At 33.9% G+C, this 26,033-nt stretch carries 22 protein-coding genes and 7 tRNA genes; 5 read left to right on the forward strand and 24 right to left on the reverse strand.

Annotation, left to right across the window (positions count from 1 at the left end; translation table 11 throughout):
- Positions 1–64 precede the first annotated feature (64 nt).
- Both ABE048_RS17605 and ABE048_RS17610 read left to right on the forward strand, forming a co-directional pair.
- Complete coding sequence (locus ABE048_RS17605; protein WP_430312579.1) at positions 65–1,402, forward strand: TrkH family potassium uptake protein; 1,338 nt, start codon at positions 65–67, stop codon at positions 1,400–1,402.
- A 25-nt stretch (positions 1,403–1,427) separates the two neighbouring features.
- Entirely contained in the window at positions 1,428–2,087 is a 660-nt protein-coding gene (locus ABE048_RS17610; RefSeq protein WP_430312580.1) for a potassium channel family protein, read from the forward strand.
- A gap of 334 nt (positions 2,088–2,421) precedes the next feature.
- Here ABE048_RS17610 and ABE048_RS17615 read toward each other — a convergent pair whose 3' ends face one another.
- The 6 genes from ABE048_RS17615 to merR all read right to left on the reverse strand — a co-directional run bounded on the left by ABE048_RS17615 (position 2,422) and on the right by merR (position 7,866).
- Complete coding sequence (locus ABE048_RS17615; RefSeq protein ID WP_430312581.1) at positions 2,422–3,411, reverse strand: cupredoxin domain-containing protein; 990 nt, start codon at positions 3,409–3,411, stop codon at positions 2,422–2,424.
- A gap of 148 nt (positions 3,412–3,559) precedes the next feature.
- A complete protein-coding gene (locus ABE048_RS17620) occupies positions 3,560–5,068 on the reverse strand; it encodes a multicopper oxidase domain-containing protein (protein ID WP_430312582.1) in 1,509 nt (502 codons plus the stop codon).
- Positions 5,069–5,117: 49 nt separating this feature from the next.
- A complete protein-coding gene (locus ABE048_RS17625) occupies positions 5,118–6,161 on the reverse strand; it encodes a sensor histidine kinase (protein WP_430312583.1) in 1,044 nt (347 codons plus the stop codon).
- The gene (locus ABE048_RS17630; protein ID WP_430312584.1) at positions 6,151–6,819 is read right to left on the reverse strand and encodes a response regulator transcription factor; all 669 of its coding nucleotides are present in this window, start codon (positions 6,817–6,819) and stop codon (positions 6,151–6,153) included. Before ABE048_RS17630 ends, ABE048_RS17625 begins: the two co-directional genes overlap by 11 nt.
- A 170-nt stretch (positions 6,820–6,989) precedes the next feature.
- Positions 6,990–7,451 carry a putative iron-sulfur cluster-binding metallochaperone gene (locus ABE048_RS17635; RefSeq protein ID WP_430312585.1) on the reverse strand — a complete coding sequence of 154 codons (462 nt, stop codon included), beginning with the start codon at positions 7,449–7,451 and terminating at the stop codon, positions 6,990–6,992.
- A 13-nt stretch (positions 7,452–7,464) separates the two neighbouring features.
- Entirely contained in the window at positions 7,465–7,866 is a 402-nt protein-coding gene (gene merR, locus ABE048_RS17640; protein WP_430312586.1) for an Hg(II)-responsive transcriptional regulator, read from the reverse strand.
- 197 nt (positions 7,867–8,063) lie between these two features.
- On the opposite strand from merR, the gene ABE048_RS17645 reads away from it, so the two are divergent.
- The gene (locus ABE048_RS17645; protein ID WP_430312587.1) at positions 8,064–8,630 is read left to right on the forward strand and encodes a class I SAM-dependent methyltransferase; all 567 of its coding nucleotides are present in this window, start codon (positions 8,064–8,066) and stop codon (positions 8,628–8,630) included.
- A 169-nt stretch (positions 8,631–8,799) separates the two neighbouring features.
- Here the strand turns inward: ABE048_RS17645 and ABE048_RS17650 are convergent, their stop codons facing one another.
- The gene (locus ABE048_RS17650) at positions 8,800–9,393 is read right to left on the reverse strand and encodes an SCO family protein (protein ID WP_430312588.1); all 594 of its coding nucleotides are present in this window, start codon (positions 9,391–9,393) and stop codon (positions 8,800–8,802) included.
- Between the two features lie 135 nt (positions 9,394–9,528).
- Here ABE048_RS17650 and ABE048_RS17655 point away from each other — a divergent pair, with 135 nt between their 5' ends.
- Positions 9,529–9,849, forward strand: coding sequence for an ArsR/SmtB family transcription factor (locus tag ABE048_RS17655; protein WP_430312589.1), 321 nt, complete (start codon positions 9,529–9,531; stop codon positions 9,847–9,849).
- A gap of 11 nt (positions 9,850–9,860) precedes the next feature.
- The gene (locus ABE048_RS17660; RefSeq protein ID WP_430312590.1) at positions 9,861–12,434 is read left to right on the forward strand and encodes a heavy metal translocating P-type ATPase; all 2,574 of its coding nucleotides are present in this window, start codon (positions 9,861–9,863) and stop codon (positions 12,432–12,434) included.
- A gap of 87 nt (positions 12,435–12,521) precedes the next feature.
- Here ABE048_RS17660 and ABE048_RS17665 read toward each other — a convergent pair whose 3' ends face one another.
- The 17 genes from ABE048_RS17665 to ABE048_RS17745 all read right to left on the reverse strand — a co-directional run bounded on the left by ABE048_RS17665 (position 12,522) and on the right by ABE048_RS17745 (position 25,759).
- Positions 12,522–13,454, reverse strand: coding sequence for a DUF4309 domain-containing protein (locus tag ABE048_RS17665; protein ID WP_430312591.1), 933 nt, complete (start codon positions 13,452–13,454; stop codon positions 12,522–12,524).
- 269 nt (positions 13,455–13,723) lie between these two features.
- The gene (locus tag ABE048_RS17670; protein ID WP_430312592.1) at positions 13,724–14,959 is read right to left on the reverse strand and encodes a chloride channel protein; all 1,236 of its coding nucleotides are present in this window, start codon (positions 14,957–14,959) and stop codon (positions 13,724–13,726) included.
- A 427-nt stretch (positions 14,960–15,386) separates the two neighbouring features.
- Positions 15,387–15,926 (reverse strand): TetR/AcrR family transcriptional regulator, encoded by a 540-nt coding sequence (locus tag ABE048_RS17675; RefSeq protein ID WP_430312593.1) that lies wholly within the window; start codon positions 15,924–15,926, stop codon positions 15,387–15,389.
- Between the two features lie 371 nt (positions 15,927–16,297).
- Positions 16,298–18,100, reverse strand: coding sequence for a glutamine--fructose-6-phosphate transaminase (isomerizing) (gene glmS, locus ABE048_RS17680; RefSeq protein ID WP_430312594.1), 1,803 nt, complete (start codon positions 18,098–18,100; stop codon positions 16,298–16,300).
- A 746-nt stretch (positions 18,101–18,846) separates the two neighbouring features.
- Positions 18,847–20,199, reverse strand: coding sequence for a phosphoglucosamine mutase (gene glmM, locus ABE048_RS17685; protein ID WP_430312595.1), 1,353 nt, complete (start codon positions 20,197–20,199; stop codon positions 18,847–18,849).
- 49 nt (positions 20,200–20,248) lie between these two features.
- A complete protein-coding gene (locus tag ABE048_RS17690; RefSeq protein ID WP_430312596.1) occupies positions 20,249–21,541 on the reverse strand; it encodes a CdaR family protein in 1,293 nt (430 codons plus the stop codon).
- Positions 21,538–22,380, reverse strand: a complete 843-nt coding sequence (cdaA, locus tag ABE048_RS17695) for a diadenylate cyclase CdaA (RefSeq protein ID WP_430312597.1) — start codon at positions 22,378–22,380, stop codon at positions 21,538–21,540. The genes ABE048_RS17690 and cdaA overlap by 4 nt, the downstream gene beginning before the upstream one ends.
- Before the next feature lie 117 nt (positions 22,381–22,497).
- The gene (locus ABE048_RS17700; RefSeq protein ID WP_430312598.1) at positions 22,498–23,118 is read right to left on the reverse strand and encodes a zf-HC2 domain-containing protein; all 621 of its coding nucleotides are present in this window, start codon (positions 23,116–23,118) and stop codon (positions 22,498–22,500) included.
- A 12-nt stretch (positions 23,119–23,130) separates the two neighbouring features.
- Positions 23,131–23,694: an RNA polymerase sigma factor SigW gene (gene sigW, locus ABE048_RS17705; RefSeq protein WP_430312600.1), complete on the reverse strand. Its 564-nt coding sequence runs from the start codon at positions 23,692–23,694 to the stop codon at positions 23,131–23,133.
- A 238-nt stretch (positions 23,695–23,932) separates the two neighbouring features.
- The gene (gene rocF, locus ABE048_RS17710; protein ID WP_430312601.1) at positions 23,933–24,838 is read right to left on the reverse strand and encodes an arginase; all 906 of its coding nucleotides are present in this window, start codon (positions 24,836–24,838) and stop codon (positions 23,933–23,935) included.
- 199 nt (positions 24,839–25,037) lie between these two features.
- Positions 25,038–25,110 (reverse strand) — tRNA-Lys (locus ABE048_RS17715).
- Between the two features lie 12 nt (positions 25,111–25,122).
- Positions 25,123–25,197 (reverse strand) — tRNA-Gln (locus ABE048_RS17720).
- Positions 25,198–25,200: 3 nt separating this feature from the next.
- A tRNA-Tyr gene (locus ABE048_RS17725) sits at positions 25,201–25,284 on the reverse strand.
- Between the two features lie 7 nt (positions 25,285–25,291).
- Positions 25,292–25,367 (reverse strand) — tRNA-Val (locus ABE048_RS17730).
- Between the two features lie 27 nt (positions 25,368–25,394).
- Positions 25,395–25,469: transfer RNA gene (locus tag ABE048_RS17735), tRNA-Glu, on the reverse strand.
- 127 nt (positions 25,470–25,596) lie between these two features.
- Positions 25,597–25,669, reverse strand: a tRNA-Thr gene (locus ABE048_RS17740).
- A 13-nt stretch (positions 25,670–25,682) separates the two neighbouring features.
- A tRNA-Asn gene (locus tag ABE048_RS17745) sits at positions 25,683–25,759 on the reverse strand.
- Positions 25,760–26,033 lie beyond the last annotated feature (274 nt).

Consider the following 26,033-nt stretch of genomic DNA (forward strand, 5'->3'; position numbering starts at 1 on the left):
TAAATGAAGAAGGTAGAAATATAGAAACTAACCTTTTTTTCATCATAATTACAAGGAGAAATCGATGAATAAAATAAAAGACAAACTAAATCCTTCCAAAATTCTTGTATTAGGTTTTGCAATGGTCATTCTAATTGGAACATTTTTATTGACTCTTCCCATCGCTACAGAAGACGGAAAAGGACTCTCGGTATTAGATGCTTTATTTACCGCTACATCAGCCACATGTGTGACAGGGCTTATTGTAGTAGATACTGGAGATACATTCTCAACGTTTGGTGAGTTGACAATATTAACGCTTATTCAAGTTGGCGGATTAGGATTTATGACATTTGCATCCTTTTTATTTATTTTGTTAGGTAAAAAAATCTCTTTAAAAGATAGGCTATTATTAAAGGAGGCATTTAATGCTACCTCCATTGCTGGAATTGTAAAATTAGTAAAAAGAATATTGATTTTCACTGCAGTGACTGAAATTATTGGTGGTATTCTACTCTCGATTCGTTTTTCTTTCGATATGCCAGTGGGAAAAGCCATCTATTTTGGATTTTTCCATGCCATTTCAAATTTCAATAATGCAGGTTTTGATTTAATGGGTGGATATCGTAGTTTAACACCTTATGTAGACGACCCAATTGTTGTCTTAACTGTCTGCTCTATGATCATAATAGGTGGATTAGGTTTTATTGTTATAAATGAGCTTTATGAATATCGTAATACACACCGGTTATCCCTACATACGAAAGTTATGTTAACGGCAACCCTCTTTTTAATAGCGGGAGCAACATCACTAATCTTTTTATTTGAGTACAGTAATAATAAAACGTTAGGTCCTTTATCTATAGGCGGTAAAGCTTTAGGGGCATTATTCCAGGCAGTTACACCCAGAACAGCTGGGGCCAATACATTACCAATAGCAGATTTAACTCACTCTACTTTATTTCTAACAATTATACTCATGTTCATTGGTGCTGGATCAGGTTCAACAGCTGGAGGGATTAAAATTACTACCATCACTGTTTTGATGAAAACTGTCTTTTCTCAAATTAGAGGCAGAGAAGATGTTGTTTTATATAAACGTAGAATTTTAACCGAAACGATATTAAAAGCAATTACGGTTGCTATGTGTGGTTTATTTATAGTAATACTCGTCACTTTTTTACTCAGTATAACTGAGAAGAATCACGACTTTATTATGTATTTATTTGAAGCGACATCTGCGTTTGGTACCGTCGGTTTATCTATGGGATTAACACCTGAACTATCTCCTATTGGTCGTTTGATCATTATTTTCACGATGTTTGTAGGGAGATTAGGGCCTTTAACTCTTGCATTTGCCATTACGAAGAAACGTAAAAAAGAAGCATTCCGTTATCCAAAAGGAGATATCATGATTGGTTAATTAACATAGAGGGAGTAGATATGAAATGGTCATAAGACAATATGCAGTTATTGGATTAGGAAGATTTGGAACTAGTATAGCAAGAAGATTAACTGAGGCTGGACAAGAAGTTCTAGGAATTGACGTGAGTGAGGAACGGGTAGAAGAAGCTGAAAAATTTGTTACTCATGGAGTCATTGCAGATGCTACCGAAGAAAAAGCACTTACTTCATTGGGGATTAGCAATTTTGATTGTGTAATCATAGCTATCGGAGATGATTTACAATCCAGTATATTAACTGCCATGCTTTTAAAGGACCTTGGCGTAAAAAAAATCATTGCTAAGGCTCTGGGTAAACGGCATGGAAAACTTTTGGATAAGATAGGAATAGATTGGATTATCTATCCTGAAAGAGATATGGGGGAACGAGTTGCCAATCAACTACTATCCCCTAATATGATGAATTATATTGAACTGTCAAAGGAATATAATATTGAAGAAATTATGATTCCATCAACTATGGCTGAAAAAACTCTCCGAGAACTGGACATTCGCGCTAAATATAATATAAGTGCTATTGCTTTACTTAGAGCTGGTGGTGATATTATCATCTCTCCTTCTCCAGATGAGATTATTCAAAAGGGCGATTTATTAGTGATGATTGGAAATAGAGATGACTTAGCAACATTTTCAAGTATAGAATGATTTTCGTCTAGCTAATTTACAATTATCAATAAAAGGATAGGAGAGAAAAAGATTGTTTCAAGGTTTTGAGATATTACGATTTTCAAAACGTCAATAACTTTCTTAGTCCTTTAAAAAGATCACATTTCCAACCGGTATAATAAAGCATAATCGGTAAAAATGTGGTGAGATTGATTAATCAAATATATTGAAAGACATGGTGGAGTCAGTCAATTCTGGCATCACCATGTCTTTTATTCTCTACATACAAAAAGAAGCCATTTTGAAGAATCTAATTAAAATCAAATTCCCTGACTTCTTTGTTCGAAATCTGTGAATGAATTGGGATATAGTATTAAAATGCTACGCTCTTGTTGACAATAAACTGACCAACCATTCCTGATTCTTTGTAGCCTGGAATGGTACAAATAAATTCATAAATACCAGATGCAATAGGTGTAAAGTTAATTTGTTCTGTACTCTTAGGTTTTACATGTAGATGTACTGAATTTTCATTTGTTCCGTGATGTTTCTTTAAACTTTTATTGTCTCGAATCGGAAGATTAATTTCAATATCATGTTCTATTTGATCTTTATTTTCTAGGATCAATGTTACTGGTTGATTATTTTCTACGATTATTTCTTTTTGCGAGTAATTCATATTTTGTGCTTGAATACTTATAACTTTGGAATCGCTTTTTACATTTTTTGAGGTATTTTCAATATGATGAGCATGAGATTGTGAAGATTTTGATAGGGTATTAAATTGGTTTTGAGCTAAGTTGGTTTCCATAACTATAAATAAAATAATAAAACATGTTAAAACAACAGGTTTTATTAACCATACTTTATTTTTTATTCTTTGACTTTTTTCATTTTGTAACAGTGGAAATAAAAAAACTGTAGAAATAGATAAGAACAGAAAAATTCTTATTATAAAAATCGACTGTTCTATTTTCATCATTTCTCCTAACATCGCTCCCATCATTCCACCCATTAAACCAGCCATTAATCCTTCTAAAATCGGCATTATTCCAAAACTGATACTACTTAACGAAGCTGCTAATAATGCTATAGCAATCGAAAGAATTGTTGAGTAGAATAGGTTTCCTTGGAATGTTGAACCTAATAATAAACCTACAGTCAATCCCATATTCATTCCAAAAAACATAGAAATTATCATACGGTTCATAAGATTAAGCAATCTTTTGAAATTAAAAGTTAAAATAACAACTATTAAGGTTAATACACCCAAAGAACATAATATGAAAATTTGATATTGCCCCATTAATCCATCCTTTTTATTAAATGTTTTTCTACTAATATATAATTCATTATATTTCATACCCCCTAAAGGTATGCGGATATCCTTTAAATCTTTATAAAAGATATATCAACTTTAATCGTTTTAAGTAATAAATAAGCAAAAGCCATTTTGAAAAAAGTTAATTCAAAATAGCTTCATGCTTTGTATTTCTAAATATATTGTTTATTTATTCCACCTTAATTTGTCCCATCATACCATTATCTTCATGTTCAAGAATATGACAATGGTACATATAGATCCCTTTTTGCGTAAACTTAACAGCAATTTTTGCCTTTTGCCCCGGCTTTAATGAAATAGTATCTTTTAGACCTGATAAATTTGCCGGCGGTTCTTTACCATCAATTGAAATAACTCGGAATTGTGTTCCATGAATGTGGAATGGATGGTTCATCCCCCCCATTACATCTTTTACATTTTCTATTTCCCAAACTTCAGTTTCATTTTGTTTTTGTGTGAAATCTATTCTATTTGGATCAAACTTCTTATTATTAATGGTCACATTGTTCATCATACCAGCCAATTTTATTGTTTTAGTGACCTTTTTATTTTTCAATTCATCGGTAGCTTTAATGGAATTTAATTGCTTTATAGTTTCTGTTGTTTCGGAATTATTTACTGTTCCTTTTAAATGAATTGGCAAAATTGTTTTGTTATCTTCGTTTACTAGAGAAACTTCATTTCCATTCACTTTTGTTAAATCTACAATTACTTCAGCTCGTTCACCAGGTGCAACTTCAATCTCTTTTGTTGTATTTGGTTCATTTAAGAAGCCACCGTCACTAGCAATTTGTTGGAATTCCATATCATTACTAAAATGCAGCATATAACTTCTCATATTGGAACCATTTAAAAAACGTAAGCGAACTTTTTTTCGGTCTACTGATAATTTTGGGTCTACAACTCCATTAATCAGAAGCGTATTCCCTGTAGTACCGTCTTCGTTCATTACTTTGTCATAATCAAGTTGTTTATCAGCTGTGAACGTTTTATCTTGTAGAATAATTGGCAAATCATCTACACCATATGTTTTAGGAATGTTCAACGTTTCACTATTCTTATCATCAATATAAAGTAATCCTGCTAAGCCCTTAAATACTTGTTTTCCTGTTTCATGCATTGGATGTGGATGGAACCAAAGTGTTGCTGCATCTTGCTGAACGGTAAAGTGAATAGTCTCTGTTTCTCCTGGTTTTAATACTTTATGTGGCCCTCCATCTTCGTTTCCAGGTATTTCAAGTCCATGCCAATGAAAAGTTGTATCTTCTTGTAAATCATTCACTAAATGAATTGTAACGTTCATTCCTTTTTGCACTCGAATTACAGGCCCTAGAAAATCGCCGTTATAACCATATGTTTTTGTTTTAATTCCATCAAATATTTCAGAGGTACCTTGTTGAGCTCGAATTGTATATGAAATGGTATTGTTAATCATTTGATCTGGTTTTAATACATGCGGAAAAGTTAATTCATTTTCTCCCAGACTACTTTTTAATTCAGTCATTGATTCATGGCTCATGCCTTCCATATCCATAGAAGAATGATTCATCCCGCCCATATTCATAGAGGAATGATCCATTCCCTTCATATCCTTATTGGAAGAATTATCACTACCTTGACTACATGCACCGAGTAACCCTAGACTAACAATAATACTCGCAAGTGCCACCTTCTTCATACATCAACACATCCTTTCGCAATCATCATACAAAACAGTTGTGTAGAAATTATGTAGAAAGAGGCATCTTTATATAAAAAGTCGTTCCTTCATTTATGTGACTTTTTACTGAAATCGTACCTCCATGTGCCTCAACAAGTTTCTTGGTTATTGTCATCCCAATTCCACTGCCAGTATAGAGGTTTTTCCCCCGATAATTTCGCTCAAAGATCTTTTTACTTGTTTCTAAATCCATACCTATTCCGTTATCGTGTATACGAATCTTAAAGTAGTTCCTTTCTTTATATAATTTGATAAAAATAGAGCCTTCTCTTTGAACATGGTGCATGGCATTTTTAATAATATTATGAAGAATTTGATTCAATCTAAGCTCGTCTACATGTGCATGGATAGTCTGATCTAATTCCAATTCTAGTTGTATTTCTTTTTCAAGTAACTCACTTGCAATTCCAATCACAGATTTCTCTATTAGATTTGCTATTGTTTGTTCTTTCTTAACTACTTTAAATGTAGGGCTATTAATATCGTTTAAGGTATCCAATTCACCAACAAGGATTATGAGTCGATCAATTTCTTCAACACAAGCCTGCAAACGTTCTGGAGTAGCTGTCCAAACACCATCTTCGAATGCACTTAAATAACTTTTAAGCGATGCTAGTGGATTTCGAATTTCATGAGCAAGATCTTGGGTCATTTCCTTTCGTCGAAGCTCATAAGTTCTTAATGTTTCATCTAGTTTTAATAAGGATTGTCCTAATTGGCCAATCTGATCATCGACTGTATAGTTGATCCTTAAGTTACGTTTTCCTTGAACAAGGAATAAGGCAAAATTATTCATTTCCTGAACGGGTCTTGCTAATGCACGAGCAATTAATAAACTAGAAATTAGTATAACGATGAGTAATAGTGCTATAGACCAAAATGCAGTTTCTCTTAATGCCATGTCAAAATGGTGTATGACTTCTTGAGAATCAGTGATATGGAGCATCATTAAATGTTCATGACCTTTATAAAGCAAAATACCCGTGATAATTAAAAGCATGCTTAAAGTGAAAATCGCTATGATGAATGCAACTTTTATGTTAAATTTCATTTTCCACAACCTTTTCATCCATCTTATAACCAAGACCAAAAACGGTTTGTATATATTCATTCTTTATTTTTTTGCGGATATTCTTAATATGCTGGTCAACAACACGAGGATTAATATCTGTATCAAATCCAAAAACTTTTTTTATAATATCATCTCGGCTAAAAACTTTTTTAGGATTTTCAACTAATAGCAGTAAAATACTAAATTCATGCTGTGTTAGCTGAATACTTTCTTGATTTAATAATATTCGTCTTTCATCCTTGTAAATTTTTAGCTGTCCAAATTGGATCATTTGCTTTTTGTGTGAATTAGGTAATAGCCTTTCAGCTCTCACTAATATTTCCTTAGGGTGAAATGGTTTTACTACATAATCATCAGCACCTATCTCAAATCCCTTTAATTTATCATCAATTGAGACTTTTGCCGTTAGCATTATGACTGGAATTTCATAATTCAACTTTACGTATTCGCACAAATCCTCCCCTGCCATATCTGGTAACATTAAATCTAAAATAATCATATCTAGAGGCACCTTATCCACTATTTGAATTGCTGTTTCACCTGTATGCGCAACATAAATGGTATCACCATTCTTTTCAAAATAAGATGCCAATACATTTGTAATTTTTTCTTCATCATCTATGATTAATACTTTCATTCTTAATTTCCACCTACTTTCTATGGATTTCCAATTATATATAAAATATACTCTATTTATTTCTATAAAAAAATCGTAATTAGGGGGTGAATTCCCTTAATTACGATTATAATTTTTGATTTTAAATGTTTTTCTCTACATTCTATTAGCTGGTTAGTTGAGAATTCATATTACTTTTTTATGCTTTTTACATACTTTGTAACATTTCCTAAACAACAACTACCTTGAGGATTATTTACCTCACAACCACATCTGTTTTCCTTTATGTTTATTCGAATATTTTCAATTGGATCTGGGGAAAATTCTTGATTTAAATATTCCCCAATTTTCTCTTTTGTCCAATCAAAGCAATAGCAAATAGGTGTAGCTGTTGAGGCATCTTTTTGATGTACTGGTACCTTTATATCCGATACAAGGTACTTTTCATTATTGGCATTAAAATAAACTACATCACACTCTTCCATCGAACAAAAATAATAATCCATTTTAGCATTTAACGTTTCTAATGCAGATGGTTTAAGCAATGATTTTAGTGTAATCAATTTTACATTTTTAGCTTTATTTTTACATGATGGACAAACACCATCATTTTCAATCTTTGCTTCTTTAAGGTTGCTACTACAACAATCCATCTTTCTCCCACCTTTACTCATTACTCATTAAAGTTTCAATAATAGGACATTCATGTAGAGATTTTTCATCAGGACAACATTCTTTCAAATTAATAAGCATGTGTTCGATTCGTTTTAAATCTCTAATTTTATTTTGTACTTCATCTATTTTTTGGATTACAAAGTCATATATATCCCTACATCGTTCATTATCTTTATCAACAACTCCAAGTAATTTATTTATTTCTGTTAAAGAAAACCCTAAGTCTTGTATTCGTTTGATAAAATGTATTCGATTAACAGTATCATCTGAATAAACCCTATAACCTGCATTTGTACGGGATGGTTCAGATAGTAATCCTATCCTTTCGTAATATCTGATTGTTTCTTTATTGATACTACACTTCTCAGCAAGTTCACTAATACGATACCTCAACTAATCACCCCATATAAATTATAAACCCTGTACTATGGTACAGAGTAAAGGAAATTTTAAATTAAATTCAATGAACTATGCTGCTCGTTTTAGTAAAAACGTTCTTTTAGAAATGCAACCCTTAAAACAAATGAAGTTTGACGCAGCAAACTTCTATTAAGATAATAATACATAGTACATGATGGGAGTTTAATTATATGAAATATAGAGAATCAGGAATGCCCAATGAAGAAATATGGGAAGAATTTTTTAACCCCCAACAAATATTACAATCATTAGAAGTAACGAATGATATTAAGAAATTTATTGATATAGGTTGTGGATATGGTACTTTTTTAATTCCTGCATCTAAAATAATTTCTGGAGTAGCAATAGGTGTTGATATTGACAAAGACTATTTAACTTTATGCAAACAACGGGGCGAGGACAACAATATCGCAAACATCCATTTATTTAACGGAGATATTTCAAATTTTGATAATAACACGATGAGCATGTTTCAAGATGCTGACTATATCACCATGTTTAATATCCTTCATTGTGAAGAACCCCTTAAATTAATTGGGCAATCTATAAAACTTCTAAAGAAAGGTGGGAAAATTGGAGTTATCCATTGGATTTATGAAGACACACCAAGAGGTCCATCATTAGATATTCGTCCTAAACCAGAAGACATTATTAAGTGGGGGAAATATTCAGGATTAAAATTAATTAAACAAGTTCAACTTCCTCCCTATCATTTTGGAATATTATTTGAAAAATAATTAACTCATTCAAACGAATGGGTTATTTTTATTCCTTCTTATTTACCTATTCTCCCTTTAAGCTCCATAACTTTAACAAAAAAGAGCATTAATCCTTCTTGGATCAACGCCCCCTGTTAGTTTGACTAATAATAGTTATTTTTAGAAAGTTCATTTGAAAAAATATAAATTATTTTCCATCCTCAATTAATGCTTCCATATCCGTTGCAATAGTATCCAAAGCTACATTTTGATAGCCACTATAGCTTTTCACAACTGTACCCTCTTGATTTACTAAATAAAAGCTCGTACCATGAATTACCTGGTTAGAATTTGGATCATCCTTTACTACTGTCTTGAAGGACTTTCTTGCTAAATCAGCAATATCATCTTGAGAATAACCAGTAAGTAAATTCCATTTTGAATCATCTGGTACTGGATACTGCGCCAAATATTTTTTTAACGCTTTTGGTGAATCGTTTTCTGGGTCGATACTAAAGCCAACTATGTTATAGTCTTTCAAACCCTTCTCCTCAAATGCTTTTTGAATATCCGTCATATTCGCTGTCATCGGGGGACAAACTGTTTCGCAATTTGTAAAGATAAACATTGCAAGCCAAGGCTTCCCTTTTAAGGTATCTAAAGAAACTTTATCGCCATTTTGATTCGTAGAGTGGAAATTTTCAACTTTCCAGTCTGTTTCAGCCTCAAATTTATTACCACACGCAGTTAACAATACTGTTGCAATTAATAAAAGGCATAATGTTATGTATCCTTTTCTCATCCTTCTTTAGCTCCTTCATTCTTTTTTTCTTTTCCAACTTAGTTATAATTTTTTTTATTGACACACATATTAGTCAGAACTAATATAATAATAACAAAACACATTAGTCTTGGCTAATATGTTAGGAGGAAAAGTATGAAGACTGCAAATGTAGACATGAAAGCCAAACTAATTCATGGATTTTCTAATAAAACAAGGATTCAAATTTTAGAAAGTATCAAAAATCAAGAAAAAACTGTTTCTCAAATTGTAGAAGAAATTAAAGGAAATCAGTCGAACATTTCACAACACCTTGCCTGTTTAAAAGGTTGTGGAATTATCATTGGAAGAAATGAAGGAAAATATTGTTATTACGGTTTAAGAAATCAAGAAATTAGAGATTTATTAACAATGTTCGATGTAGTTCTTGAGGATGTTCAAACTGATGTAGCATGTTGTAAACACCATATAGACTAGGAGTGATTAAATTGGCTGATCAAAGTTGTGGCTCAAATAAACCAACTGATAATAATAAAGATAGTTGTTGTAGCTCTTCTGAAAAATTAAATACAAAACAAGAAGGAGATAGTTGTTGTAGCAATAATTCATCAAAGGATTCGGTAAATAAATTAGAAAAAACAAATTGCTGTAGCACTTCCCCTTCTAAGACTAATCAAGAAATTGATAATTGTTCAGTAACATCAAACTCTTGTTGTGATCATGAACAATCTACAGAAGAAGCAAATTCTAATTCAATTTCTTCTGTAGAAAAGATGGCATATAGAGTGTATGGAATGGATTGTGCAGCATGTGCTAAAACCATTGAAAAAGGTTTAAGTAAACTAAAGGATATTAGTGAGGTCACAGTTAACTTTAGTACTGCCAAAATGCAGGTGGCTGCTACTAACCTTGATGCATTCATCCCTATTGAGAGTGAAATTAAAAAACTTGGATATTCTGCAGAGCTATTAAAGCAGAAAAGCAATATTAAAACGTATGATATTACAGGTATGGACTGTAGTAGCTGTGCTAAGAGTATTGAAAATCACTTAAACACCCTTGATTACGTAAAAAGTGCCAGTGTTAACTTTTCAACTGGGAAACTGAAAATCGAACATTCGGGTAATGTGGATGACATTATTTCTGAGGTATCAAAAATTGGTTACAAGGCTTCATTATCCTCAGTAAATAAAGTGGCAGAGAAGAAAAAAATTAAAGGTGAAAATAACCTAATCGTATTTTCAGGTATTTTAATTGCTCTTGGTTTTATTGGATCTTTATATAATATTTCTACATGGATATCCACAATTCTATATGCCATTGCGATGATCATCAGTGGATTTAAACCTGTAAAGAGTGCATTTTATTCCATAAAAAGTCGTTCACTGGATATGAATGTTCTCATGTCTGCTGCAGCTATTGGTGCTGCTATTATTGGAGAATGGTTTGAAGGAGCTACTGTTGTCTGGTTATTTGCCATCGGTAATTTCCTACAAACAAAATCAATTGAACGAACAAGAAATTCAATTCGTAATCTTATGGATTTAGCTCCTCAAGAAGCTTGGGTCCAAATGGGTTCAGAGATTATCAAAAAACCTGTTGAGAATATTACAGTTGGTGAAATGATCATTGTTAAACCTGGAGATAAAATTCCATTAGATGGTGAAATCATTCAAGGTGAATCAAGTATTAATCAGGCTCCTATTACAGGAGAATCGATTCCTGTTGATAAAACAATTGGTGATACTGTGTATGCAGGAACAATCAATGAACATGGTTCCCTTACAATTAAAATCACAAAGTTAGTAGAAGATACAACTATTTCAAAAATTATTCATTTGGTTGAAGATGCACAAGAACAAAAAGCACCAACAGAAGCGTTTGTAGATAAATTTGCAAGTATTTACACACCGATTGTATTCATTTTAGCGTTAGTAATGATGGTGCTGCCTCCCCTATTTGGATTGGGTACTTGGGGAGAATGGTTTTATAAAGGTCTAGAACTACTAGTTGTAGCTTGTCCTTGTGCTTTAGTTATTTCTACTCCTGTTGCAATCGTATCAGCGATTGGTAACGCTGCGAAGAACGGGGTTTTAATTAAAGGCGGTACTTTCTTAGAAAAAGCAGGTGTCATTAATGCGATTGCTTTTGACAAAACAGGAACCTTGACTGAAGGAAAGCCTAAAGTATCAGAAATTAAAGCTTTATCGGTAACAGAAGAAGAATTGCTTTCAATAGCATTCACATTAGAAGATTACTCAACACACCCTATCGCTAAATCGATCGTTCGATATGCTATCGAAAAAGGAATTCAACCTAAGAATGGTGAGTCATTCAAAAATATCGTTGGTAAAGGCGTTCAAGCAACCATTGAAGGTGAAATTTATTACGCTGGTAATTTAAAGTTATTCGAAAAAATTAGTGATTCATTAAAAAATCAAGTTCAAGAGATGCAAAACAAAGGGAAAACCGTTGTAATTATAGGACAACAGAGTGAGATTATCGGGATTATTACGGTTTCAGATACAATCCGTAAAACAACAGTTTCAGCTTTAAATGCTTTAAAACAAAGTGGAGTAAGCCAAACAGTTATGTTGACGGGGGATAACGAGGGAACTGCAAAATTGATTGCTTCAGAGGCGAATGTGAATCGTTATTTCGCTGGATTACTCCCAGAAGATAAAGTATCTGCCATCAAGAAATTGCAAAACGAAGGATATAAAGTGGCAATGGTTGGAGACGGTATTAATGATGCTCCAGCACTCGCAACAGCAGATTTAGGTATAGCTATGGGTGGTGCAGGAACTGACACTGCAATGGAAACAGCTGATATCGTGTTAATGGCAGATAATCTGGATAAACTTCCTCACACAATGAAGCTAAGTAGAAAATCTCTAACAATTATTAAACAAAACATTTGGTTCAGTATCATTATTAAAGTCATTGCACTAGTCTTGATCTTTACAGGTTCACTGACACTTTGGATGGCTGTTTTAAGTGATACAGGTGCTGCATTAATCGTTATTTTAAATGCAATAAGATTACTAAAAATTAAAGGATAAATATAAATGAGATGTTTCTTAATAAGAAACATCTCATTTTTAGTTAAAGAATTTTTATTTAGCTAATCTTCACTTGATTAAAAATTATTACTTATAAACATTATAACTAACTACTTTTGGATTTTTATCATTCGTGTAACTGTATAAACTAGGGAATTCAAACGTTAGTTTATAATTTCCAGCCTTATACGTAACAAGATGTGCTCCTTTATATTCAATTTCTTTTGCTGGTTTTCCTAAAGTCGCTTTTACTGTATTTAAACGAATTGCTAGTACAGCTTTATCGTGTTTATTTTCACCTTTTTTTGCTAATTTCATTACTTGCTGTAAACTAGATGCTTGTTTAGATGCTTTTGTCTGATGGACATTATAACTAACTACTTTTGGATTTTTATCATTCGTATAACTGTATATACTAGGGAATTCAAACGTTAGTTCATATTTTCCAGCTTTATATGTAACAAGATGCGCTCCCTTATATTCAATTTCTTTTGCCGGTTTTCCTAAAGTTTCTTTTACAGTGTTTAAACGAATTGCTAGTACAGCTTTATCGTGTTTATTTTCACCTTTTTTTGCTAGTTTCATTACTTGTTTTAAACTAGCTGCTTGTTTAGATGCTTTTGTCTGATGGACATTATAACTTGTTACTTTCGGATTTTTATCATTCGTATAACTGTATACACTAGGGAATTCAAAATTTAGTTCATAATTTCCAGCTTTATATGTAACAAAATGTGCTCCCTTATATTCAATTTCTTTTGCTGGTTTTCCTAAAGTCTCTTTTACTGTATTTAAACGAATTGCTAGTACAGCTTTATCGTGTTTATTTTCACCTTTTTTTGCTAGTTTCATAACTTGTTTTAAACTAGCTGCTTGTTTAGACTCTTTAGTTTGATGATTAGAATTATTAGTTTTATGATCAACAGCAGATGCAAAACTTACATTACTTACTCCATTTAACAGTGCTACAGAAAGTGTAGTAGCGATTAATACCTTTTTTGTTTTAGTTAAATTATTCATTGAAATTCCACCTTATTTTTAAAGTTAGATAAGTAATCCTCTTATTTATGTTACAATTGTATTACAAATATTTCACTTTGTATACAATAAAAACTAAAATAAGATACATTTGTAATTTTATTTTTACAAATATTTGTACATAGGACACTAAAATAAAAAAACTGGTTAGAAATTCTAACCAGTTTTTCACTTCACACTTAAGTTGTATTCAATATTTTATAATGAGCGCACTATCCAGACTATGTTCGAACCAGAATCTCCAACTGAAATTAAGCAGTTATTTTTTTCGGCAATTTTTTTCTCATTTTACTTAACCAAATAAATAAAGCCACAATGATTAATATAACCGGGGCTAACTCTTTCGGGAAAAATAGCATTAGAGCCACTCCTACTAGTAAAGGTGTCTTTAAAATAGCAATCGAAGCACTACAACCTATAACAGCTACGATATAGAGCATATCTAGTTGTGGAAAAATAGTCGCGATAGCGTAGCCTTGTAAAATGGAAGCAAATATAACTGGTAAAACATTTCCACCAACCCAACCTGACTTTAAACAAAACTCCAAAAAAATCAGTTTTAAAACAGAACCCAAAATTAAAGTAGCAATCGAAAGTGTCGGTACTAAACTAGGCAAGTCTCGCATAGAAAGTTGGCCCGAAAAAAGTAGATTAGGAGCGATTAAAGACATTAAACCAATACCAATACCACCGATAACAGCACTTAAAATAATTTTATTGTTTATTTTAGAAAAGAGTTTATTCATCGCTATTTCCATTAGTTTATAAAGTTTACTAAACAAAATACCAAACAAAACTAAAGGAATAAAAAGAAACAATTCATCCAAACCCCAATTAGTTTCCCCTAACTTTGATACAAAAGGGGGCTGATCTGATATTTTCATGAAAAACATAAAGGTCACTATACCGTTAACGATAAACAACATATAGAATAATTTCTTAAATAATAGTAGTTTTTTCTCTTTAGGAGCCTGATCAGGATTATAGGGAATAAGGTATTTATGAGGTAAAGCTAATTTTTTTAGCCTAATTAACCAAGATTCCTTTTTCAATTCGTTGTAGGAAAAATAAAAGTAACGCATTTTATCTCCCTGCCATACCGATAACGCAATAACAGAACTTAATACGGCTGCTGCAGGACCTACACTTGCACCAAAGATTAAAATTAAAAAAGCAATTAAAAAATTGATATATATATTTGAATAGTCCATTCTTTGAGTTGTTTTTAATTCAACGATAGCATCATTAGCAGTTTTAGGTAAGTTCCCCCACTTATACCTGCTAACACCTACTAAAACACCACCAAAAATACATAATAATAATGTATAAATAGCGGGTACTTTTAAGGTATTGGATAGGTCATTCCATAAAAAATCTGCCAAGCCATTAACTAAAATCAAAAAAACAGAAGATATAAAACCGATTATTCCACTTAGAACTAAGCCATAAACCAGTAATCCGATTATTTTAAAATACTTCTCATTCAAAATAAAATCCACCACTTTTTCATATAAATTAAACTCTATCTACTCGCATTAAGTAACTATATTCATTTGAAATACACATAATATTAATAATGCCGATATAACTATACTAGAGTTTACAATGAAAGAGCTAGTATTTCCTATCGAAATTGTACTCATACACTAGTTAAACATGTCGACTAAATGTTGGGAAGAAGGTACCCAATAATTCCGGTTTTTCACTCAATTCATTTGATACCCACAGCTGTAAAATTCCTCGAATATCAACAAAGTCATTATTAGAACATAGTAGGTTGACTCATGTCGAAAAAAGGTAGTTGCCGAGTGGTCCAAATGTTTTGGGTTGTGGAATCCCGCCTGTCTGTTCTTCTCTCATTTTTATCCTCCTTGAAGTTATAAAGGAAATTATTTAATATTCAACTTTAATTTTTCACTCATATTCTTTAGTCCAACTTATTAATTGTTTAATTACTTTTTGTTTTAAGCCTTCATCAATCTTCCCTACCTTAAAAATTTCCGAATAGCATAATCCATCGATGGCTAATCTAATAATTGTAGCCTTTATTAGATTGATTCCATCCTTTTCCATTTCTTCGAATAATTCTTGACAATCACTTTGGAACTTGGAAAGAAGAAGTGGGTTACTAAACAAAGTTGCGATATATGCAGAAACAAGCCCGTTTGATAAAGCCGTATCGTTTATTGCTGATTCCAAGTAAGCACGATGCCATTTTCCTATGGATTCCGAAGAATTGCTTACCTTATCCCGAATATCCATTAAAAATGCTGACGAATATTCATCAATCATACCTTTTATAATTGCGTCCTTATTAGGAAAATGATAGAGTAATCCTCCTTTACTGATACCAGCCTGTTTCGCGACAGCCTCTAATGTCAATTTTTCCATACCATAATTCTCAATAATAAAAGCAGCAGCTGCTAATATTTCTTTACGTTTTGAGTTGCTCATCAAAAATGACCTCCATTATCAGTCGGAAATGAGTTATTCACTCACTTTAAATTTACTATACCGTCCGGACGGTATTTATGTAGAGCGATAATTGTTATATCTATATAATATCGATTATTTTCACCTAAAAAGGGTTGCAAATGTGAATTCTAGTTTTAAAAGCGAATTCCTTCTTTCACTAACCTTCTTCGTTACTTTAAGTACATTCTTCCACAATCTATTTTCCTTATCATCCATGGAAAAAAAAAGACCCAATCGCTGAAATTGGATTGAGTCTTACTTGATCAAATTTTTATGAATGTTGTTGAGCGACAATTTTCAAATCAGTAACCGACTTTGTTGTCAATCAACATCAGCTTTAAAAAAACAAACTACTCAACCGTAACTGATTTAGCCAAGTTACGTGGTTTATCCACATCACAGCCACGGTATAGTGCTGCATAGTAGCTAATTAGCTGTAGGGCAATTACAGATACAAGTGGTGTTAGAAGTTGATGCACTAGTGGTAGGACGATTGTGTCACCTGTTTCTTCCATACCTTCCATAGAGATGATGCATGGGTTTGCGCCACGTGCTACGACTTCTTTAACGTTTCCACGAAGGTTTAGGCTCACGTCTTTTTGAGTGATTAGAGCGAATACTGGCGTACCATCTTCAATTAGCGCGATAGTACCGTGTTTTAGTTCGCCACCTGCAAATCCTTCTGCTTGGATGTAAGAGATTTCTTTTAGTTTTAATGCACCTTCAAGACTTACGTAGAAGTCTACGATACGACCAATGAAGAACGCATTTCGTGTTGTTGCTAAGAATGCATTTGAAATCTTTTTCAAACCATCCTTATCATCAACGATTGATTGAATACCGATTGCAGCAATTGCAAGTTCCGCTTTTAGGTCAAAGTCTAGTTGCTTACCTTGTGATTGGGCTTCCACATAAGCAACAATTGCTAACACTGCCACTTGAGCAACGTACGCTTTTGTTGATGCTACGGCAATTTCAGGACCTGCATGTAATAGCAATGTGTAATCTGCTTCACGAGATAAAGTAGAGCCAGGTACGTTTGTAATTGTTAATGCTGGGTAGCCAAGTTCTTTAATCTTCACTAGCACTTGGCGGCTGTCTGCAGTTTCGCCTGATTGTGAGATGAAGATAAAGAATGGTTTTTTCGATAATAGCGGCATGTTGTAGCCAAATTCACTTGAAATATGAACTTCTACAGGAATGCCTGCAATCTTTTCAAAATATTGCTTTCCTACAAGGCCAGCATGGTAGCTTGTGCCTGCAGCAATAATATATAAACGATCTGCTTCATGTAATGCCGCTGCGATTTCAGAAGGAATGGATAATTCGCCCTTTTCATTTTCATACGCTTGAATAATTTTACGGACAACACCTGGCTGTTCGTCAATTTCTTTTAGCATGTAGTGAGGATATGTGCCTTTTTCGATATCGCTCATATCAAGCTCAGCTGTAAATGGAGCACGTTCTACTACAGTTCCATCTAGTTTTTTAATTGTTACAGACTCTTTCGTTACGATAACAACTTCTTTGTCATGTAATTCGATAAATTGGTTTGTTACTTGCAACATAGCCATTGCATCAGATGCAACAACATTAAAACCTTCACCTACACCTACAAGTAATGGGCTTTTGTTTTTCGCTACAAAGATTGTCTCTGGATCTTCTGCATCCAATAATGCAAGTGCATAAGAACCGTGTAAAAGTGACAATGTGTGACGGAAAGCTTCTTCCGTAGTCATGCCGTCCTTCACAAATTTTTCTACAAGTTGTACAAGCACTTCTGTATCTGTTTCAGATTGCATCTCAACACCTTGTAAAAATTCATCTTGTAATAAGTGATAATTTTCTAAAACCCCATTGTGTACTAAAGTGAAACGACCTGAAGTACTTTGATGTGGGTGAGCATTGCGGCGATTTGGTACACCGTGTGTTGCCCAACGTGTATGTCCTATTCCAACAGTAGCTTCTACTGTCGTATCTACTACTTCACGTAAATCTGCAATACGACCTTTTTCTTTAAAAACGGATACACCTTCAGCATTACTTAACGCAATACCAGCAGAATCATATCCGCGATATTCTAATTTTTCTAAACCCTTTAATAAAATTTCTTTGGCATCAAGAAAGCCATTATAACCTACGATTCCACACATATTATTTTTCCTCCGAACTTTGCAAAATTAGCCGCATAAAAGTAGCCTTCCCCTCAAATAGGCGAAGTACTCAAATCGTGCTGCTGTTATTTTGCCTTCTTACTCTCTCTGTCTACTCAATCACTTGAGTTATTTAAAAGTAAGCTTACGATCGGGCATTGGGCGATCGGGAGGTATCCGCCGAAAAATTCGATACTCCTCCACCTCGTCTACTGAAGATTCTACGCTCTATTTCTTCAGTACTGGCGCTATAACTGTTTTCCGATTTAATGCTTCACTACGATCCTCCTTAGCAATTTACTAATCAAAATAAAAGGTTAGACCTATTAAATTCATTAGCATTTTCATCATACTGAAAACACTTTCCATAGTCAATTACAAACATGCATTGAAAAGGTTTACAATTTCAAAAAATAATAAATCATTATATAATACGCAACATATGCCAATTTTGTTGCACTTTTTAATAAAAAAGAGCCCTTTGTACTACTATACTGCTTTAGGCAAAAGTAAACTTTAATTCTATACTTTATAACATTTCATATTTGGAAACTTTTATACATAAGGCTTTACTTTAGGATACGGTTGATTCTTATCCATAATGACCAACATATATTTTAAAGGAGATATCCTCAAAATCTCTTTTGAGAATATCTCCTTTTTTCTTCTTGATTAGTATGTAGAGGAATCACATAAATGGATTTCTCATCTTATGTGATTCTTCTTTCCAATTATTTATAAATAGACTAGTCTTGTAATCCCATTTCAGCACGAACAACATCAGCAATTCGTGTGCAATATGTTTCGCACAGTTCACTTGATGATGCTTCTACCATAACGCGAACTAATGGTTCTGTACCTGAAGGTCGGACTAAGATACGTCCATCACCATTCATTTCTTGTTCAACTTGCGCAATAATTGTTGCTACTTTTTCATTTTCAGTTACAGCATGCTTATCAGTAACACGAACATTGATCAATTTTTGAGGGAAGATCGCCATTTCAGAAGCAAGTTCTGATAATTTTTTGCCTGTTACTTTCATCGTATTGACTAATTGTAACCCTGTAAGTAAACCATCACCTGTTGTATTATGATCTAAGAATACGATATGACCTGATTGTTCTCCACCAACATTGTAGTTTCCTTCACGCATTGCTTCTACAACGTAACGGTCACCTACTTTTGTTTGTACGCTATGCATGCCATGTTCTTCTAAACCTTTGTAGAAGCCCATGTTGCTCATTACTGTTGATACGACTGTATCATGCTTTAGTAGGCCTTCTTCATGCAAATGCTTTGCACAGATATACATAATTTGATCCCCATCGACAATTTGTCCATTTTCGTCAACTGCGATTAATCGATCACCGTCTCCATCAAATGCTAAGCCTATATTCGCACCTTTTTCAATTACTAAATTTGCTAGTTTTTCTGGATGTGTTGAACCAACACCATCGTTAATATTTAAACCGTTAGGTGAAGACCCCATCGTTGATAAGTCTGCTTCTAAATCTGCAAATAAATGTGTCGCTAAAGAAGATGTTGCACCGTGAGCACAATCTAATGCAATATGGATACCTGTAAAATCTTCATATACTGTTTGTTTTAAATATTGGATGTATTTTTGACCACCTTCAAAATAATCGCTCACTGTGCCTAAATCTGCACCAGTAGGGCGAGGTAGATCATCATATTCTTGGTCTAATAAAGTTTCAATTTCTGCTTCTTGTGCATCTGAAAGTTTAAAGCCATCAGGTCCAAAGAATTTAATGCCGTTATCTGCCACAGGATTGTGAGATGCTGAAATCATCACGCCAGCTTGAGCACTCATAACACGTGTTAAATAGGCAACACCTGGTGTACTAATGACACCTAAACGCATTACTTCTGCTCCTACTGATAATAGACCCGCAACAAGTGCTCCCTCTAGCATTTCACCCGAAATACGAGTATCTCGTCCTATTAATACTTTCGGGCGATCTGTGGTTTCTTTCGTTAAAACGTATCCACCAAAACGTCCCAATTTAAACGCTAACTCAGGTGTTAGCTCACTATTGGCGACTCCGCGGACGCCGTCTGTTCCGAAATATTTACCCATTTTGTCATTCTCTCCTTCAAAACTGTTTGCAATTTTTTAACGAACTTTTTTATGAAAGTTGACTAACTTTTAATTTAATAGAACTTGGAGTGGCCTTCCATGTCGTTCCAGAAGGACTACTACCAAATATCTTCAGGGTATTCATTCCTTCTTTCACATTTGTTGCATCTACATATAATTGAATATCCGATGCTTTCACGTTCGCAATTGTTTGCTCATCACCAGTAACAAATACTGAAACATAATAACTGGTTTCTTCGTCAATTGCGAATTGTTCTTTATCAAGATTTTTTACATTTACTTTAACATTTTCAACAGTAGCTGTAGATGCCATTGCACCAGTTGTTTCTTGATTACCTGTTGTTTCATCAATTTCATTTTTGTTGTTCAGCTGCGATTCATCTAGTGTCACATGGACTGTTAATTGATTAATTGATAGTTTCGTCACGCCAGTTGGTTTCGGTAAATTAACTGTGACATTATCAGATTTATTTAATTTTGAAACATCTACATCGACTGGCAATGAATTTATTTTTTCTAATTCATCTTTTGCTCCAAACAATGTAATATGGCTCGTCTCAGGTTTCAACGATTTTACCCTTAAATTATCTTTTGGACTACCTTTTACATTTAATGAAATCGGCACTTCCTTATTATACTCCCCAATGTCAACTCTCACTGGCACAGTTGAAGGGCTAATTGTAATATCTAATTTGTTCATATCACGATCCAGCACTTTTACTGGGACATCCTTAGAAAATGACTCTGTAACTCCTGATTCTCCTGATACCATTGCTTTAACATAAGCAATACTATCGACTACACTTTTAGCACCAGTAACTGTGACTTCATTAGGATCTGCAGTGATTGCTTTCACAAAATAATTGGAAGCTAATTGGCCTTCGTTAAAGTCAGGATCTACTTTAAACGTCCTTGTTACTTTTTCTTCTATAGATACATTTATTGTTGATGGTTCAATTTGAACATTGAGCTTATCGTTAAAGCCCTTATATTTAAATTTTACCTTGTGCTTTCCGATTGTAGCTTTACTTAAATCTAAGTAAACTTGATAATCCTTAAATGCTTTAGTTTGATATACAAGAGCTAATGGTCCCTTAATAGAAACATCTACCGTTTGTGGAACACCTGAAACAACTAAGTTCTCATTATCGTAAAGTATTTTTACAGGTACATCATGAATTACCGCAGTTTGGCTGTCGGAGGTTGTCGTTGTATTATTTTCTGTACTTGTTTCAGATCGTACTGTAAAGAACATTAAAAATGTTAATGCGAGAGCTGTAATACGTAAAAACCATGGACTGTCAACTAGTTTATCCATCATTTCTTATCCCCCCTCCAATTCCATTTGGAGGTAGCTATTGCTGTAGTTGTTTCCCCAAACCATACCCGTTGTAATCGTGATTCAAACTCTTCAATTGATAAATCACGATGCAAATCTCCATTTATGGTTAAACTAATAGCACCTGTTTCCTCAGACACTATAATTGTTACAGCATCCGTTACTTCACTAATACCTATTGCTGCACGATGACGTGTACCAAGTTCTTTTGAAATAAATGGACTTTCTGAGAGAGGTAAATAACAGGCAGCAGCTGCTATTTTATTTTTTTGTACAATCACTGCTCCATCATGAAGTGGAGTATTTGGAATAAAGATATTGATAATTAACTCTGATGAAATTTCAGAGTACATTGGTATACCAGTTTCTATATAATCATTCAATCCTGTATCTCTTTCAATTGAAATAAGTGCTCCAATACGACGTTTTGCCATATAACTAACTGACTTAGACATGGCAGAAATTAACCGAGCTTGTTCCTCTTCCTCTTGTAAATTACTTCGAGCAAACAACTTTCCTCGTCCTAATTGTTCTAACCCTCTACGCAATTCAGGTTGGAAAATAATAATAATTGCTATGAAGCCCCAATTAATAACTTGTTTCGTCATCCACCCTAAAGTAGTTAGTCCTAAATAAACGGTTATAATTCGAACGATTACGATCACAAAAATACCTTTTAAAAGCTGAACGGCCTTTGTACCTCGAATCAATGTAAGTATTTTATAAAAGACCAACCATACTAATAAAATATCAATGACGTTTAATACCATTCTTATCCATTGGTTGTTGGTGAACTGTGTAAATTCATTAATAAAAGACATGTGGATCCCCCACTTTTCTAGCGAGTAAGTATACGTCAAGTATAGCACAACTACCTTACTTTCTGCCCGTCCGAAGTAAAAAAGTCCACTATTAAGATAGTAGACTTTTCAATTAGTTTATTCATTTTTATCGATAAAAGACCAAGCACTTTTTGCGCTACTTTTAATTTTATACCAAAGCCATTCAAAAGCTTCGTCAACTATCTCGATTTGCCCGGTTACATTTGCAGTAGAAGCCATATATTTACCATTAATAACGGTTATATTCCCGTCAACTTCACCGTTTACGACAATATCACCATTCTTCACAACGATGTCACCTTTTACAGTCTCTCCTTCAGGAACAATTACAGTTTGACCTTCCACTTGTAAGTTAGGTTGTTTTGTAAATGAAAATTCTTGATCGTTGTTATAACCTGAAAAGAGTGATGCACTCATAAAAATGCAAAACATTGCTGCTGCTACTAAAATTGGGTGTCGACGGAACCAACGTTGTACACCAGTACGCATTTTTCTTTTAGGAAGCTTTTGCATTACTTGTTCTACAAAATTTGGAGGTGCTGTAATAACGGCTGCACTTTTCACGAACGCGATTGTACTTGTTAACTCTTGCATATGCTTTTGGCAATCCTCACAATTTCGCATATGCGCCTTCAGCTCTTGCCCATGTTCGCGACTAATATCCCCATCTAGATATTCATGCATGTATCGCACGATATGTTCAGGGCATGTACTCATAGTGAACCCCCCTTACACATTGCTTAATTGCTTTTTTAGCGCTTCACGCCCTCGGTGAATACGTGTTTTTACAGTACCCAGTGGCATATCCAAAATCTCGCTAATTTCTTGCAGTGGCAATTCTTCAATATACTTTAAAATAATGACGGTTCGATACTTTTCTGGTAAGCAACTAATTTCATATTGAATTCTTTCTTGCTGTTCCATTCTTTCAATCTCTTCTTCAGGGAGTCGATCTGATGAAGAAATCTGGGAGTACATATCGAGCCCGTCCGTACCTGGAACTTCTGCATCTAAGTAATAGTCCGGTTTCTTTTTTCTTATACGGTCTATACACAAATTCGTTGCAATACGAAATAACCAGGTAGAAAATTTTCTATTTAAATCGAAGGTGTGCAAATTTGTATATGCACGGATAAAAGCTTCCTGTGCTATATCTTCTGCTTCATGTTGATTATTGAGCATACGGTAGCATACTTGATATACTTTTTGCTGATAGAGGCTCACAATATCTGAATACGCATGTTGATCACCTTTCAGCACTTGCCTTATTCTTTTGTTGATTAATGCGTCCATGTGACTTCCCTTCCGCCATACGGCTGCCTATTATATACGAGTGGATTCCTCATTTGGTTTCATTTTTATTTCACATTTTTAATAATCTTATTATTTATTATTATACCAATACTTTCCTTTTGTTTCTGGAACTTTTTCACTTTTGATACATTTAAGGAAAATAACGTTAATATAACATGCGATTCGTACAATTATTGGGTAAAAAAAAGATGAGCAGTTCGCTCATCTTTTTATCTTTTTATACTAGCTTTTCTCCGAATAATGATCCCATTAAAGCAACGGCCACGTCAGCTGTCTTATTTTTTTCGTCAAGGATTGGATTTACCTCTACAAATTCTGCTGAAGTGATTAAACCTGATTCCTGTAACATTTCCATCGCTAAGTGACTTTCTCTATACGTAATTCCGCCTGGCACTGGCGTTCCAACACCTGGTGTATAGATTGGGTCAATACCATCTAAGTCTAGAGATAAATGAACTCCGTCTACATTCTGACCTTTTAAATATATGATGGCATCTTGAATAACATCCGTCATGCCAAGGCGATCAATTTCATGCATTGTATATACTTTTATTCCTTTTTTGTGAATTAACTCTTTCTCACCTTGGTCAATCGAACGTGCACCAATAATAACAATATTCTCCGGTTTTACTTTTGGTGCAAATTCTCTAATATTAACTAATCTTTCATGGCCAAGTCCCATACTAACAGCTAATGGCATACCGTGAATGTTCCCTGATGGTGAAGTTTCACTTGTATTCATATCTGCGTGAGCATCGTACCAAATAACCCCTAAATTTTCATAGTGATCTGATATTCCTGCCAATGTACCGATTGCAATACTGTGGTCGCCACCCAACACTAATGGAAGGCTTCCTCTCACTACTACTTCATGTACCTTGTTAGCTAACTCTGTACTAGCATCAACTACTGCATCTAAATTTCGTAATGTTGTATCCTGAGATTGGTCTTTTTTAGAATGGTCTATACAGATATCCCCTTCATCTACAACTGTATGACCAATCATTTCTAAACGTTCTACAACACCTGCGTACCGAATGGCACTTGGCCCCATATCAACGCCTCTACGTAATTGACCTAAATCCATAGGAACTCCAATAATTGAGATTTTAAATGTTTCCATATTATTTCCCCCTTTGCTAACTATCCCCATTGTAACGTTAGCAATACGAATGGCTCAACACGACATTTTTTTGTATTTTTATTCAATTTAAAATTTTCTTTCAAAAAGGATCAAAAGTATTCTTTAATATAAAAAAATCCCAAAAAACAAAAAAAACCTTCTTCTAATATTCTAGAAGAAGGTTTTATTTTATGAATGATGAGTCATGCAGGATTCGAACCAGCGACCCTCTGATTAAAAGTCAGATGCTCTACCAACTGAGCTAATGACTCATTACATAAAAATGGCTGGGGTACCTGGATTCGAACCAGGGCATGACGGAATCAAAATCCGTTGCCTTACCGCTTGGCTATACCCCAAAATGGTGGAGGGGGGCAGATTCGAACTGCCGAACCCGAAGGAGCGGATTTACAGTCCGCCGCGTTTAGCCTCTTCGCTACCCCTCCAAAACAGTGGTGGAGGATGACGGGATCGAACCGCCGACCCTCTGCTTGTAAGGCAGATGCTCTCCCAGCTGAGCTAATCCTCCAAAATGTTAATATGTAATTATTAAAAATGGTGACCCCTACGAGATTCGAACTCGTGTTACCGCCGTGAAAGGGCGGTGTCTTAACCGCTTGACCAAGGGGCCATTTAAGAATATTTATGTCTTTAACAGGACAAGAATTATATTATCATGTTTTAATAAGTTTTGCAACCCTAAAACAAAAAATATTTATTTTTTAGAAATTATTATTTATACACTTTAAAAATTTCTAAGCTTCCAACCGGGCTCGAACCGGTGACCTCTTCCTTACCATGGAAGCACTCTACCTGCTGAGCTATGGAAGCACAGACAAAAAAATGGCTCCGAAGGCAGGACTCGAACCTGCGACCCTCTGATTAACAGTCAGATGCTGCTACCAACTGAGCTACTTCGGAACAATATTATGATGTTATCATTAATATATTCATTATTATAACAGGATATTAAAAACTTGCAAGTGATTTTGAATAAAAAATATTAAATATTTTCAGTTAAATTAGATTCAACATGTTTTGGAGTGATGTAATTCCTATAGAACTAGATATTGATCTTTATTTGGATTTGATATTCTTTAGACCAAATTTTTTCTTTCTATGTTATATAAATATATAAAAAAGATACTACCGATAAAATCAGCAGTACCTTAGTATGCCTAGCAACGTCCTACTC

It is taken from the genome of Rummeliibacillus pycnus (assembly GCF_050459865.1).
GTDB lineage: Bacteria > Bacillota > Bacilli > Bacillales_A > Planococcaceae > Rummeliibacillus > Rummeliibacillus pycnus_B.

Excerpts from the sequence above, each read along its gene's own strand:
- glmM (WP_430312595.1), bottom strand. The coding sequence starts at position 20,199 with ATGGGTAAATATTTCGGAACAGACGGCGTCCGCGGAGTCGCCAATAGT.
- ABE048_RS17665 (WP_430312591.1), bottom strand. The coding sequence starts at position 13,454 with ATGAATAATTTAACTAAAACAAAAAAGGTATTAATCGCTACTACACTT.
- sigW (WP_430312600.1), bottom strand. The coding sequence starts at position 23,694 with ATGGACGCATTAATCAACAAAAGAATAAGGCAAGTGCTGAAAGGTGAT.
- ABE048_RS17650 (WP_430312588.1), bottom strand. The coding sequence starts at position 9,393 with ATGAGAAAAGGATACATAACATTATGCCTTTTATTAATTGCAACAGTA.
- ABE048_RS17615 (WP_430312581.1), bottom strand. The coding sequence starts at position 3,411 with ATGAAATATAATGAATTATATATTAGTAGAAAAACATTTAATAAAAAG.
- ABE048_RS17690 (WP_430312596.1), bottom strand. The coding sequence starts at position 21,541 with ATGATGGATAAACTAGTTGACAGTCCATGGTTTTTACGTATTACAGCT.
- ABE048_RS17635 (WP_430312585.1), bottom strand. The coding sequence starts at position 7,451 with ATGGATTGTTGTAGTAGCAACCTTAAAGAAGCAAAGATTGAAAATGAT.
- rocF (WP_430312601.1), bottom strand. The coding sequence starts at position 24,838 with ATGGAAACATTTAAAATCTCAATTATTGGAGTTCCTATGGATTTAGGT.
- ABE048_RS17605 (WP_430312579.1), top strand. The coding sequence starts at position 65 with ATGAATAAAATAAAAGACAAACTAAATCCTTCCAAAATTCTTGTATTA.
- ABE048_RS17700 (WP_430312598.1), bottom strand. The coding sequence starts at position 23,118 with ATGAGTACATGCCCTGAACATATCGTGCGATACATGCATGAATATCTA.
- ABE048_RS17630 (WP_430312584.1), bottom strand. The coding sequence starts at position 6,819 with ATGAAAGTATTAATCATAGATGATGAAGAAAAAATTACAAATGTATTG.
- ABE048_RS17620 (WP_430312582.1), bottom strand. The coding sequence starts at position 5,068 with ATGAAGAAGGTGGCACTTGCGAGTATTATTGTTAGTCTAGGGTTACTC.
- ABE048_RS17645 (WP_430312587.1), top strand. The coding sequence starts at position 8,064 with ATGAAATATAGAGAATCAGGAATGCCCAATGAAGAAATATGGGAAGAA.
- ABE048_RS17625 (WP_430312583.1), bottom strand. The coding sequence starts at position 6,161 with ATGAAATTTAACATAAAAGTTGCATTCATCATAGCGATTTTCACTTTA.
- glmS (WP_430312594.1), bottom strand. The coding sequence starts at position 18,100 with ATGTGTGGAATCGTAGGTTATAATGGCTTTCTTGATGCCAAAGAAATT.
- ABE048_RS17675 (WP_430312593.1), bottom strand. The coding sequence starts at position 15,926 with ATGAGCAACTCAAAACGTAAAGAAATATTAGCAGCTGCTGCTTTTATT.
- cdaA (WP_430312597.1), bottom strand. The coding sequence starts at position 22,380 with ATGTCTTTTATTAATGAATTTACACAGTTCACCAACAACCAATGGATA.
- ABE048_RS17655 (WP_430312589.1), top strand. The coding sequence starts at position 9,529 with ATGAAGACTGCAAATGTAGACATGAAAGCCAAACTAATTCATGGATTT.
- ABE048_RS17610 (WP_430312580.1), top strand. The coding sequence starts at position 1,428 with ATGGTCATAAGACAATATGCAGTTATTGGATTAGGAAGATTTGGAACT.